Origin of the sequence: Thalassospira sp. HF15 (assembly GCF_011806525.1) — a bacterium.
In the GTDB taxonomy this organism is placed as follows: Bacteria; Pseudomonadota; Alphaproteobacteria; order Rhodospirillales; family Thalassospiraceae; genus Thalassospira.
Map to the genome: position 1 here is coordinate 1 of NZ_JAAVKI010000012.1, position 13,828 is coordinate 13,828.

A 13,828-nucleotide genomic window follows, 5' to 3' on the forward strand; every position below is an offset into this window, starting at 1 on the left:
AAACCAGATGCCGCAGAACCTGCTGCGTCTGCTCCAGTAATCTCGAAAGCAACTATGTCTTCACAAAGGGGCGGCCTTCGGGCCGCCCCTTTTGCGTAGCAACTGCTAACGTCAAGTTTCTGATCGCGCGTTTTACCGCATCATCAGTCAGGCAGAGATCAAGCCTAGATCTATACATCAGGATAATTGCCCCACCATCATTAGATCAAATGTTGCGGAGTCGGATTCGTTTACAAATCATTAACAGAGTTAGCAAGATCAAGACTTTGGCACATTCATAACCAACTGATTTTAATGTGAAAATCTAGGATTCTTTTTTTACTGGACACAAATCTAACCTAAAAGTATATTTCGCCCTATCTGTATTACCTTTTTCATCCCTATGTGTGGGCTGAAAATTCTCTGGCAAATGTGCCGGATCACGGACAACAAGATGTTGCCCAGAGCTATCCATGTAGGAGATGCGTTATGGCTCTTAACATTATATCGAACTATGCTGCGAATGTAGCGCACCGCAACCTGTCAGCTTCTGATGAAATGGCCACACGGTCGCTTTCGAAGCTTTCTTCGGGTACGCGTGTCGTTTCTGCACGTGATGATGCTGCTTCCATGGCCATTGGTGCGCGCCTGAATGCCACAACTGAGGCCCTCAAAACAGCTTCTGTAAACGTTGGTCAGGCCAACTCGATGCTCCAGATCGCAGATGGCGGCATGGCAACAATCGATAATATCCTGGTCCGTATGAAAACGCTTTCGGTTCAGGCCTCCTCGGGCAACCTTTCCGACACTGAACGTGGCTTCCTCAATGATGAATTCGTGCAGTTGCGCGAAGAAATTGATCGGATTGCCTCTTCGACCAACTTCAACGGCATTCAGTTGCTCGGTGATGGTGGCGATGTTGCGATTGAATTCGGCGACCTTGCTGCCGCCGGCTCTGGTGAAGCTCTTGTTCCGGTGAACGGTTTCGACAACTTTGCCATCACCGACAACAACTACTGGGCAACTGACACCAACACCAACACTGTTACCGATAACAGTTTTGAAGTGAACATCAATTATGGCGCAGGCGATCAGGTCATCATGACAGTCACCAGCACCATTGATGGCGCTGCTGACCGCACCCAGTCGATTGATATCACCGATTACCGCACCGGTGGAACAACCGCAATTAGCGCTGGCGACAACGCCACATTGAATTTCGATGAACTTGGCTTGACCTTCACGGTCAACACCAACTTCTCGGCTTCGGTTGCTACCATCCGCGGTGACAACACCGGCGCATCCGACTTCGGTACTGCCACTGACTTTAATGGCAGCGGCCTTAACTCCGCGACCGGTAACATTGTCACCATGGCTGCCGACAATGGGCAGACATTGCAAAACTCGATCAACTTCCAAGTTGGCGCAGGCAACACCGCGAATGATCGATTGGCGATCACTTTGAATGCCGTCGACTCAGATACGCTTGGCGCTGGCGCGCTGGGAACCCAAACCTCACTGCTCGATCTGGGATCGAATGCAATCGGTACAGCAGGCAATGCCCAGTCTGCTGTTGAAGTTGTGACCCGCGCAATTGATGATCTGCAGCGGGCCCGTGCCGGCGTTGGCACCTATCAGAACCGCCTGGACTTTGCTGGCCAGAACCTTGCGACAACGCAGGAAAACACTGAATCAGCGCGTTCGACCCTGCTTGACCTGGACGTGGCCTCAGAAATGACCGCCTTCACGTCCAAGCAGATTTTGGTTCAGTCGGGTGTCGCCATGCTGGCACAGGCTAATCAGATGCCGCAGAACCTGCTGCGTCTGCTCCAGTAACTTAACTTTGGTCCCCGGGTACCGGTGATTGGCACCCGTCATTTGCAAGTTTCATCCTGCTGTTACAGGATGGCGGCTTTAAGGAGCTGAAAAATGGAAGTCGTGCAAAACTACAGTGCGCCAAGCAGTCCGGGTAGTAGCACCCAAGCTGCGTCGGCTGCACCAGCAGTCGCGTCAGCGAGAGCTGACACGGAATCTGCATCCGTAAAACCGGAAACAAAAACTTCGGCGGTTCCGCAGAAGATGCAGGATGCACTGGCGAGCCTTGACTTGCCTGACCTTGCGGACGGATCGGCACGCGTTGAACTGAACTTCAATCAGGATACCGGTCGTGTTGTCGCGAAAGTAACTGATCGTGTCAGCGGCGATGTTTTGCGCGAACTGCCATCAAAAGAACTGCAACAGCTATTCTCGCAGATGCGAGAGTACTTGGGCAGCTTTGTCGACGAAGAGATTTAACACAGCGAGTGGGAGCATAAAGGCACGGTTGTTGCATGCTAATTTGACAAAACACGTCGGTTGCAGGCAAAATCCGCCGGGTGCACCCAAGGAGCTAAACCAATGAGCGGCTTGAATTTAAATAACATCTATGTTGGCGATAATGGTCGCGTCCAGTTGTCTGGCGGCTCGTCCAACATCGATTTCGTCGACACCGTTGACCAGATGATTGCTGCCCGTCGTATTCCTGCTGACAACCTCGAAAGACGGGTAGAAGCAAACGACGAGAAAATTGCTGCGCTTAAAGAGCTGCAGACGCTTGTTGGAACACTCAAGGACTCGATGGCCAACCTTTACGGTGCAACGAGCTTTGATAACTCGCGCAACATCTTTGAGTCGAAGCAGATCTTTGCTTCCTCGGATGGCACCGCTGCCGCCTCGCTCATGGGGGTTACGGCAAGTAATGCGGCTGAAACCGGCAGCTATACGTTTGAAATCAACCAGGTCGCCAGCAGACACAAGCTATCAAGTAATACCCAGCCCGTCGCGGCAAGCGCTGACATTACCGGGATCACAGGAACCGGCACATTCACGGTAACCGGTGGCACCGGTAGTTCTACTGTGACCGTCGCGGCCGGAGACACGCTTCAGGATATTCGCGACAAGATCAACAACATCGCGGACTCTACCGGTGTTCAGGCATCGGTGGTCAAGGTTTCTGACACTGAAAGCACGCTGATCCTCACCTCGACCGAAGAAGGTGAGGACAATCGTATGTCCTTTAGCGATGACACGGGTAATGTTCTTCAGAATCTTAATATCTTGGACGGTGTCGGGGCCATCGTTGGTGCCAACGTCATCGACGTTGGCAACAATGCCGAGATGGAGCTCGACGGGATCCCGGTTACCCGTGGATCAAATGAATTTTCTGATCTGATTGATGGTCTTAACATCAGTCTTTATGACGCGGAACCTGGCACTTTAATCACGATCGACATTGAGCAAGACCTCAATCAGGCGAAAACCGCCATTCTTGATTTTGTTGATGCGTACAATGCCGTTCAGACATTCATCAACGAGAAAACCTTTGTTGATCCGACTACCGGTGAAGCATCCGAAGATGCGGTGCTGCTTGGGAATACGTCGGTCAAAGGCATCGAATCTGGCCTTCAGCAAATTGCAGGCTCCTTTGCAAACGGTGTAACCGACAGACCCGATAAGGACGATTATTCGGTATTGGCCGAGATCGGTCTGGGCTTTGTCGCTTACGGTGCCAACGAAGATCCGTTAAAGAGCAAAACCATCGAACTTGATGAAACGGCACTCAACGAAGCCCTGCTCAATGAGCCGGACGAAGTCATGGAGCTTTTCCTGTTCCGCGGGAAGTCGGACAATTCTGATGTCACCATGACCGGTTTTGATGGCAAAACCAATGCGGCGACCTATGAGTTTAACATTGATGCCTCGGGCGGGGTGATCAACAGTGTCACCTATGACATTACAGTTGATGGTGTCACCACAACCGGTAAGAACGCTGTTGTATCTGGCAATAGCATCCGGACTGCAGACGGTTTGCGCCTGTTCTATGGCGGTGATGCAAATGCTGCTGATACCGCGACTGTGACCACCAGTGTTGGTATCGGCGCGCAATTCTACTTCGAACTGGACTCAATTCTGGACGAAGAAGAAGGCACTTTGACCCAGGCCATCTCCGAACTGGAGACCCAAAGCGCTTCGCATGAAGAAAAAGTTGAACGGATTGATGAACGCCTCGCCAGACAGCGAGAAGTTCTTATGGATCAGTTCATTGCGATGGAATCGGCCCTGGCCCGTATGAAGAGCATTCAGAGCTCTCTTGACGAACTGATGGCTGCGGGCAAAGATGGTTAATGGCCGCTGGAAAAGATAATAGTTAACTTTTCTCTGTCAAACATGCACACTGGACACACGCTTAGCATACCGAGGAGTGTCGCATGAACGAACACGCCGCCCATACATACAAGCAACAACAGGTCAACACAGCAACGCCGGCAAAGATGGTGTTCATGCTGTTTGAGAAGACCTTGTCACGCTTGCAGGAAGCGCAAAACGCGATTGAGCGCAATGATATTCAGGGTCGTTGCAATGCGAACTGCAGTGCGCAGGAGTTGATTGCCCACTTGGCAAACACGCTGGATATGGAGCAAGGTGGCGAAATCGCCGCGAACCTCGAACGCCTCTATACCCACTGCATGCTTCGTTTGATGGATGTAGATCGCAAGAATGATCCCAATGCCGCAGCAGAAGTGATTAAACTTCTCACCCCGCTTCGGGATTCCTGGGCAGAGCTTTCCGAGAAAAGTGAAGGCGAGTTGCGTCAGGCGGTAATGACCGCGCAACAGGATCGCCCGGCACTGACAAATGAAGCTGTAGAAAAACCGGCAAGCACAACGGACGACAGCGAAAATCCGGCGCCAGCCAAGTCGGGTCTGTCGATTTCAGCCTAAGCCAGGGCGCATCAATTATCTTACCGACCTCAAAAAGGCCTTCGATTTAGTCGAAGGCCTTTTTGCTTTCACGACCTGTTCCACTCTGACCTCGAACAACCACTGGATCAATTTTGCCCTGTATCTGGCAGTCTGGTCTTGCGGCAAAATATGCCTTCAGCCCTCAGGACGTTCTAAGGTGCTGAAAATATTTAGAAAACATTAACCAACAAAACTGGCCCACCACTTGCACATGTTCTGACACTGCTTCCATAAGGACCAAGGTCATGAACAGCTCTGCGATTACAAATAGCGTGATGCCAACTGTCGCCGTCCCCGGCACAAACCCAAGCGAAAGCAAGGGATCGGGCTTTGGTGATGTCATGGCATCGATCACAGACAAATGGTCTGAGCACAGCCATCAGGTCAAATACGACGCGGCAAAATCTGCCCAGAACGATATTGATGAACGCCGCGCAGAGATGGACGCGCGTTCGTCATCGCGTGACGAACGCCATATTGACGAAGCACATAATGATGACCGCCGGGACGACGAACCGGTCCGCGCTTCACGTGAAGACCATGAAGATCACGCCAATATTGACGACCAAAAGTCTGATGAGCCGCGTGACGCCGACGCAAACCGCCCTGACGACGACGGAGCTTCGGACGACACACAGCACGCTGACAGCGGCAATGATGATCGTGGCGAAGGCGATACCTCTGATCAGGCCAATGCATCCTCAGAAGAAAGCTCCAAGTCCACTGCTTCTGCGGATGATACCGGAACAGACGCGGACAATACCGAAACCATCGTGACAAATCCGGGCATGGTTGATCCGAACCATCCGGCACAGTCTGTTCCGCTTCCTGGTTCACCAGAAGCCATTGAACTCGCCAAGGCCAAAGCCGCCGAGGTGAAAGCGAATGCAGCTGGTGGCGCGACCACAGGTCAAAACGCGGCTCTGGCAAATGCGCAGAATGGAACAACTAACCCGAACGGCGCCGCCGCGGCAGACAGCACAACAGACGGCTTGATGAACTCGACCGCCTTGTCCCAGCCCGCCGCTGCATCGTCGGCCAAAATGGCCATGAATGGTGCGGATGCAGGTACCGGTGACGAATTATCGTCCGACAAATTCCTGTCACGGGTCGTTGAGTCGATGAGCGGCGATGGCAAAGGCAAATCCGATGCAGCCGGTATCACCAATGCTGCAGCAAGCGGAAACGGGCAGACCACCAATGGAGCCCAACAGGCAACTGCAAACAACCCGGCACAAACTGCCCAAGCCGCACAGCAGGCCATGGCAGCAGCAGCCAGCGCCCAAAACCCGCAAACTAATCCCGCTGCCCAGCAAGGCGCTGCCACAACCAGCGCGGTAACAGCGACCGGCGGCACCGAAGCCGCGGTAACCGCAAACGGTCAGCCGGGCACCACCAACACCCTGCACCAGACCAACACAGGTGGACAGACCGCGCAAACCGCGCGTCAGGCTCCATCGCAGCAAGTCCAGCAGCAAGTCGCTGTTTCGATCCGCAACGCTGCCAGCGAAGGGGTCGACAAGATTTCCGTTCAGTTGCGTCCTGAACATCTGGGCCGCGTCGATGTCAAAATGGAAATTGGTCAGGATGGCCGTATCCAGGGCGTTATCCAGGCAGATACACGCGAGACCCTCGACATGTTGCGTCAGGACTCCCGCGCACTGCAGCAGGCCCTGAAAGACGCCGGTCTGAATGCAGACAGTCAAAGCTTCACCTTCGAGCACAGAAATGAAGGTGGCCAGAGTCAGGAAGGCAACGGCCAATCTCGTATGACCGCCGAGCAGGGCAGCAGCCCCGATGAAGGCGATGTCATGAGTGGAACCGAACTCGCCGAACATGTCGCCATTGGCTATGGGATCAATCCCAACGGCCTTGTCGATATCCGGATTTAGAAAAGGTAGAGGGACAATCCCATGACCATTTCATCCCTGACAAATGTCGGATTATCGCAATCAGACACCAATGCGTCTTCGAGGAACTCTGCCAATCAGCTGGCACAGAACTTTGACACGTTTCTGACCCTGCTGACGACACAGCTCAGAAACCAGGACCCGACCTCGCCGATGGAAAGTGACAAATTCACTGACCAATTGAGCCAGTTCGCCCAGGTTGAGCAAGGCATTCAGAGCAACAAGAACCTCGAAGACCTGCTTGCCATGCAGGGACAGCAGCGTCAGCTTTCTGCACTGTCTTACGTCGGTGCCGAGATCGAGGCGGTTGGCGATACAAACTGGCGTGAAGAGGGCGAAAGCCTCACCTACAAATACAACGTTGCGCCTGAAGTTCCGCGTCTGCAGCTGCAGATTCAGGATCAAAACGGCAAAACGATCTACTCCGAAGAACTCACCGATGTTTCCGGCCTCCAGACCTTTACCTGGGACGGCAAGAACAACAACGGTGTGGAACAGGATCCCGGTGCTTATACGCTCGTGGTCAGCCCGATGGCAGCCAACGGCGATAACTTCCTCGATGAAGACGGTGATCCGGCATCTGTGGCAATCGGTATCGTCGGCACGGTTGATAGTGTCGATATTGATGACAGCGACATCTACCTGCGTATGGGCGATGTCTCTGTACCGTTCTCGACACTCACCAACGTGAAGTTGGGTGCGAATAGCACAGATACCACCAACGACAACACAGATACCGGAGATAATTCCGGGACTGAAGAGCAGGAAGAAGCCGCCTAGGGCATTCATCCGGATTTGATCAACACCCTGTGAAACAGGAGAAGAAAAATGAGCCTTTTTGGTGCAATGATTTCCGGTGTTTCCGGCCTGAATGCGCAGTCTCAGAACCTGGGCGTCATCTCGGACAACATCTCGAACCTCAACACAATCGGTTACAAGGGAACGATCGGGCGCTTCTCGACCCTGGTGACTGAAGCCGCAACAGATACCCGCTACACACCTGGTGGCGTTCGGTTCCATCCGACCGCACTGATCAGCAAGCAGGGTCTTCTGCAGGCCACCTCGTCAACCACGGCAGCAGCAATTTCGGGTGATGGTTTCTTCATCGTTCGCGGTACTGCGACCCCCGGATCCAACGACGAGCTGTTCTTTACCCGTGCTGGTGATTTCAAACCAGACGACGACGGCTACCTGAAAAACACTGCCGGTTATTATGTTCAGGGTTGGGCAACCGACCGTGACGGTGGTCTTCTGGATGGGAATGGTAATGCGACAACTTCAAACAGTTCTGCAGTTACCGACCTTCAGGTTCTTGATATCAACTCGATCCTGACGGCGGCCGCATCGACCACCAATATCGAATTCGGTGCAAACCTAAACTCTGACGAAACCGCGGTTACCGGTGGCACGGCCACATCGACGACCGTTGGCCTCGACTATGATACGACCGATCTGACAACGCTTGCCGGTATCAATAACGGTGACCAGTTCTCGATCACTCATAACGGTACAACCACCAATATCACGATCAATACCGGTGATACTCTGGAAGACTTGGCTGCGGCGATCAGCGCTGTCACCGGGATCGACGCGACCACCACCACGACCGGTACGAACGACACCCTGACACTTACCGCTGCCTTTGCCGATCAAGGCGTAACCTTCGCCAACGTAACTGGCACGCCATTCAGCGCAACAGGCATAACCGTTCCGGGTGTTCCTGGCACCTTGGCGGCCACGTATACTGCTGGTGATCTCGCAAGCGGAACAGTTGCCGAAGACAACACCATGCCAGTTACCATCTATGACTCGCTTGGTTCCGCCCACACCGTGAACCTTCAGGTGGTCAAACTTGGTCAGAACCGTTGGGGCTTCGAGTTGACCGGGAACACTACCGCCGGCGAACTGGATGCAACTGACCATCCGAATGGCTTGATCCAGGCCGGTACCATCACATTTGACGGTTCTGGTAACCTGCAGAGCTTTACGGGTGTTCAGGCAACTGTCGGTGCGACAACCGTTGGTGTAAACGGCAGTCTGGTCGATACCGACATCTCGGCTGAATGGAGCAATGGCTCGGATACGAGCGAGTTCACGCTTGATTTCGGCACCATCGGTCTTGGCAATGGTATTACCCAGTTTGCCGCCGGCTCGGATGCGAACGGTAACCTTGTCGAATACACCACCCACTTCATCAACCAGAACGGCGCGCAGGCTGGCACCATGGTGAACTATGCCTTCACCGAGGATGGCTTCCTGCAGGTCGAATTCGCCAACGGTGTGAAACGTCCGGTCTACAAACTTGCGATCGCAACCTTTGAAGCCCCTGATGAAATGGAAAACCACACCGGTAACGTTTACCGTCAGACACGTGAGTCGGGTGATTACCTGCTGCGTGAACCGGGCTTGAACGGTGCTGGTAACGTCGTGGCATCCGCACTTGAAGGATCGAACGTCGATCTCGGTGAGGAATTCACCAACATGATTGTTACCCAGCGTGCCTTCTCGGCAAACACCAAGACAATCACAACGACCGATGAAATGCTTGATGAGCTGATCCGGATCAAACGGTAATTGATATCTGTTTCAGGGCGTTAACCCGCCCTGAAACACCTTGCACCAATCGAGACTCGCCCGGCCGATGTGCCGGGCTTCTTTTTGCCCGATTGACTCACTACATAAAGGGCAGAACAAAGCAGTTTTAAATATCCAAATGATTCAAATCACTGATGAATTTGAATCCGGTAACTGGGCAAAAATTGCCGGTTGTTAACCTGTTCTTCAGCATGGAGAACTATTCGTTGTTGATGCTGGTCGCATTCCGCATGGATCGATCCGCATAGGGACAGTGGTAAAATTTCGTTTCGGAGCAGTCGAACGTGGGCGGCTTGTTGCAAACACTCAAAGGTCTGGGACCGACGCGCCTGATGGCTATCAGCGGCGTGGGCGTATTGCTGCTTGTTTTCTTTGCATTTCTGATCATGCGCGTTTCAGCTCCGAACATGGAACTGCTCTATCGCGATCTTGATCCGGCCGATGCCAGCCAAATCGTCAATCGTCTTGAGGATCAGCAGGTCCAATATCAATTACTGAACAACGGCACCGAAATCCTTGTTCCTGGTGATCAGGTCAACCGTATGCGGCTGAGCATGGCCGAAAGCGGCCTGCCAACTGGGGGCTCTGTCGGATACGAGGTGTTTGACAACTCCGACGGCTTTGGCGCGACGAGCTTTGAGCAGAACATCAACCATGTCCGCGCCCTTGAAGGCGAACTTGCCAGAACAATTGCCGCGATCCAGTCGATCCAGCAGGCACGTGTTCATCTTGTTCTGCCAAAACGTCAGATGTTTTCGCGCGAAACGCAGGAAGCCAGTGCTTCTATCGCGGTCAAGATGGCGGGCGGCGAACTGAAACCCGAACAGGTTGTTGCCATTCAACATCTTGTCGCAGCTGCAGTACCGCAGCTTGACCCCGGAAAAGTTTCGATCATTGACGAACGTGGTCGTCTTCTGGCGCGCGGCGATGGCGAACAGCAATCCTCCACCTTCCTGACCCAGACCGCCGATGAAATGCGCATCCGCACCGAAAGCCGCCTGCGCAACACCATCGAAGATCTGTTGTCGCGCTCCCTTGGCTACGGCGAGGTTCGCGCCGAAGTGTCGGTCGAGATGGACTTTAACAAGATCACGACCGCAGATGAGCGCTTCAACCCCGATGAGCGGGTGATCCGTTCAAGCCAGACGATCGAAGAAAATGCCACCAATTCCGAGACCGACGGCGCTGACCCGGTAACCCTTCAAAATAACCTGCCCGACGCCAACTTTGGCGGTGGCAATGGTGCTGGCACCCAAAGTCAGGAAAACCGCACCGAAGAAACGGTCAACTACGAGATCTCCAAAACCACCACCACGCAGGTGAAGGAAATTGGCGAGATTTCGCGCGTGACCGTCGCCGTGCTGGTTGATGGGACTTATACAACCGATGAAAACGGCGAGCGCCTTTATCAGGAACGCTCCCCGGAAGACCTTGAAAAGATCGCCGCCCTTGTGCGCAGCGCTATCGGCTATGATCCGCAGCGCAGCGATCAGGTCGAGGTCATCAACATGCAGTTCGCTGATACCGAAGACCTGTTCCCGGATGAAGAGATCGAGACCTTCCTTGGCCTCGACAAGGCTGAAATATTCCGCATTGCAGAGATGCTGGTCCTCGCGATCGTTGCGATCCTCGTCATCCTGCTGGTGGTTCGCCCGCTGCTGACGCGTGCATTCGAAACCCTGCCAAGTGCAGCAGATATGGCCCAGCGCCAGCTTCTTTCCGAAGACATGAGTGCTGAGGGAACACCGGCGCTTGAAGGCCCGGCACCTGTGCCGATGGCACCGGGTGGTGCAGATGAAGGCGAAGAACTCATCAACCTGTCGCAGGTTGAAGGCCGCGTGAAAGCCTCCTCGGTCAAGAAAATCGGCGAGATCGTGGAGAAACACCCGGAAGAAGCTCTCTCGATCATTCGCAACTGGCTGTATCAGGAGAGCTGATGCTCCTGACAGTTATCGGCTCACTGGCAGCCGCAGGGCTGCCCCCCTTTTGTTGCTCAAGGCGTTTTAGCATTTCGATATGACGGCCATTGAAAAGTTCACATTCTCGCTAAGCTTCGACGATGCCGACAACGTAATCCGTTCGGCAGGCGACGAGGATGAGCATTACGAACTGGGCAAGAAAAAGAAGAAAAAGAAAGAAGAAGAAGCCCCCCCGCCCCCTCCGCCGGTCTATACCGAGGAGCAAGGCGCGCAGATGGTGGCCGAAGCCGAACAACGCGGCCACGAACAGGGTTTTGCCGAAGGCCACAAACAGGGTTTTGATGAAGCTCATCAGCAAATCATGGCTTCCCTTGAAAAGGCGGTTGGCGATGTCGAATCCGAAATCGCCGAAAAGCTCAGTCAGATCGACGAGCAGCAAAAGCGCGCCAATGCCAAAATCAACGAAGATGCCATCCATGTTGCACTTGGCATTATCCGCAAACTGGCGCCGGCCTGGTCCAAACAGTACCAGTTGACGGAGATTGAGGACATTGTTCGCCAATGTCTGGCCAACCTGTTTGAAGCGCCAAAAGTCATGATCAAGGTCCATCCTGATCTTGAAAAAGATGTTGGCGCCGCTGCTGAACGCATCGCGCTGTCACGTGGTTTTTCAGGCAAGGTCGTTGTCGTCGGCGAAGCCGAGGTTGCGATGGGTGACTGTCAGGTTTCATGGGGTGACGGGACTGCAGTGCGCGACAGTGCGCGTATCTGGTCTGAAATCAACACCATCATTGATAATGCCCTGGCCCTGCATGCCAGTGATCATGACCTGGCTGAGAGCGATATGGGCGATCCCGAAGTTCAGGAAAGCCGAATACCGGCTGAGGAACCAACCCCAGAACAAACTGCACCGACGCAAGAGGCTGCCGCCCAACCGGAAGCAATGTCAGAGCAACCGGAACCGCAAGAAGACGCAACGCCAGAGCCCGAACACGCAACAGAAATTCCTGAACCGGTCGACGCCACGCCAGCACCGGAAACATCATCATCGGCGCAAACACCTGCCTCGGAAAGCGCATCCCAGCCGCAGGACAATCTTGCAGGACTGACCCAAGGTGCATCAGCAGAACCGGTGACACAGGTCACATCGGATACGCCGTCCCCGGCGCACCCTGCTGAGGAAGGCCCGGCAACGCAAGAAGGCGATGGCACCGAGACGCGGAATATGCAAACATCGCAAGAAGATACGATGGCACATCCGACACAGTCGACTGGCGAGGTGCAAAGCCCGGAACCGGACGCGACCGCGCCGCAACAACCGACAGCGGAACCTGCCACCGAACAGCAGGCGGAAAACAAGCCCGAAGCAAAAAATGACCAGACGACCACAGCCGACGAGATGGCTGCTGTGAAGCAACCGACCAAAGACGCAGGAGACGAAAATGGCTGATGATGACGATCTCGAACTCTCCGAACTCGATGACGATCACATTGAACTCGAGGGCGAAGGAACCGAACTTCTTGCCGCAGCCGAAGCTGGCAGCGAGCAGATGAAGACTTCCAAGGATCTCGAAGCCGTGTACGATATTCCCGTTCAGGTTTCAGCTGTCCTTGGGAAAGCAACCATGCAGGTCAGTCAATTGCTGAAACTTGGTCGTGGTGCTGTCGTAGAGCTTGACCGTAAAGTTGGTGAAGCTATTGATATCTATGTGAACAACCGTCTGGTCGCGCGCGGCGAGGTGGTTGTGGTTGAAGACCGGCTTGGCGTGACCATGACGGAAATCATCAAATCAGAGAAAAGCTAACGTAAGAGAGGATATCCGACTATGGCCGAAGGGGGGACTAAAACGTCGTTTGACATTGCGACAGTCGGGGGACTGGCCATTGGCTTTGCGTTGGTGATCGCTGCAATCATCTTTGGCGGATCGCCGGGCGCCTTTATCGATATCCCCTCTGTCCTGATTGTGATCGGCGGTACAGCGGCCATTACGGCTGTCAGCTTTGCGTTGGGCGAGTTTCTCGGCTCTGGCAAGGTCCTGATGCGCACGATTTTCCACAAGTCGCGCAATCCGGCCGATGCTGCCCTTCAGATTCTTCAGCTTGCCGAAATCGCCCGTAAGGGTGGCGTTCTCTCGCTGCAGGGACATCTCGATAGCTTGCAGAGCGAAGAATACCTCTGGAAAGGCCTGTCGCTGGTCGTTGATGGCACCCCGCCCGAGGAAGTCGAAGCCATCATGCGCAAGGACATGAATGCCACCATCGGCCGCCACCAGAAAGGTGCAAACATCATGAAAAAGGCTGGTGACGTTGCACCGGCGATGGGCCTGATCGGGACGCTGATCGGTCTGGTTCAGATGCTTGGTAACCTTGATGATCCGTCCTCCATTGGTCCGTCGATGGCTGTTGCACTTTTGACGACCTTCTATGGCGCGGTTCTGGCCAACATGGTGTTCATGCCGCTTGCCGGTAAGCTTGAACGCAACTCAAGCGACGAAGAACTTTTGAATTCGGTCTATATGGTTGGTGCTGTTTCCATCGGTCGGCAGGAAAACCCCCGCCGCCTGGAAATGCTGATCAACTCGATCCTGCCGCCGTCAAAACGCGTCAGCTACTTCGATTGATCACACGTGTGAAGACTGGCCCT

Annotated in this window: 11 protein-coding genes; all 11 read left to right on the top strand. The window is 54.0% G+C overall.

The genetic code is table 11. The annotated features are described in order from the left end of the window. Positions 1-468: 468 nt before the first annotated feature. The 11 genes from HED22_RS19225 to HED22_RS19275 all read left to right on the top strand — a co-directional run bounded on the left by HED22_RS19225 (position 469) and on the right by HED22_RS19275 (position 13,805). Positions 469-1,815, top strand: coding sequence for a flagellin (locus tag HED22_RS19225; RefSeq protein WP_167725336.1), 1,347 nt, complete (start codon positions 469-471; stop codon positions 1,813-1,815). Between the two features lie 93 nt (positions 1,816-1,908). After that, positions 1,909-2,274, top strand: coding sequence for a flagellar protein FlaG (locus HED22_RS19230; RefSeq protein ID WP_167725338.1), 366 nt, complete (start codon positions 1,909-1,911; stop codon positions 2,272-2,274). Positions 2,275-2,376: 102 nt separating this feature from the next. Continuing rightward, a complete protein-coding gene (gene fliD / locus HED22_RS19235; protein WP_167725340.1) occupies positions 2,377-4,143 on the top strand; it encodes a flagellar filament capping protein FliD in 1,767 nt (588 codons plus the stop codon). 83 nt (positions 4,144-4,226) lie between these two features. After that, positions 4,227-4,739: a flagellar export chaperone FliS gene (gene fliS, locus HED22_RS19240; protein ID WP_167725342.1), complete on the top strand. Its 513-nt coding sequence runs from the start codon at positions 4,227-4,229 to the stop codon at positions 4,737-4,739. A 266-nt stretch (positions 4,740-5,005) separates the two neighbouring features. Then, entirely contained in the window at positions 5,006-6,652 is a 1,647-nt protein-coding gene (locus tag HED22_RS19245; RefSeq protein WP_167725345.1) for a flagellar hook-length control protein FliK, read from the top strand. 21 nt (positions 6,653-6,673) lie between these two features. Beyond that, entirely contained in the window at positions 6,674-7,450 is a 777-nt protein-coding gene (locus HED22_RS19250; protein ID WP_167725347.1) for a flagellar hook assembly protein FlgD, read from the top strand. Between the two features lie 48 nt (positions 7,451-7,498). Then, positions 7,499-9,244 (top strand): flagellar hook protein FlgE, encoded by a 1,746-nt coding sequence (locus HED22_RS19255; protein ID WP_167725349.1) that lies wholly within the window; start codon positions 7,499-7,501, stop codon positions 9,242-9,244. Positions 9,245-9,597: 353 nt separating this feature from the next. Then, entirely contained in the window at positions 9,598-11,202 is a 1,605-nt protein-coding gene (gene fliF, locus HED22_RS19260) for a flagellar basal-body MS-ring/collar protein FliF (RefSeq protein ID WP_217701918.1), read from the top strand. Between the two features lie 79 nt (positions 11,203-11,281). Further along, complete coding sequence (locus HED22_RS19265; protein ID WP_167725352.1) at positions 11,282-12,634, top strand: FliH/SctL family protein; 1,353 nt, start codon at positions 11,282-11,284, stop codon at positions 12,632-12,634. Further along, the gene (fliN, locus tag HED22_RS19270) at positions 12,627-12,989 is read left to right on the top strand and encodes a flagellar motor switch protein FliN (RefSeq protein WP_044827611.1); all 363 of its coding nucleotides are present in this window, start codon (positions 12,627-12,629) and stop codon (positions 12,987-12,989) included. The genes HED22_RS19265 and fliN overlap by 8 nt, the downstream gene beginning before the upstream one ends. A 21-nt stretch (positions 12,990-13,010) precedes the next feature. Continuing rightward, on the top strand, positions 13,011-13,805 hold the full coding sequence (locus tag HED22_RS19275; protein WP_008891637.1) for a motility protein A: 795 nt from the start codon (positions 13,011-13,013) through the stop codon (positions 13,803-13,805). Positions 13,806-13,828: the final 23 nt, after the last annotated feature.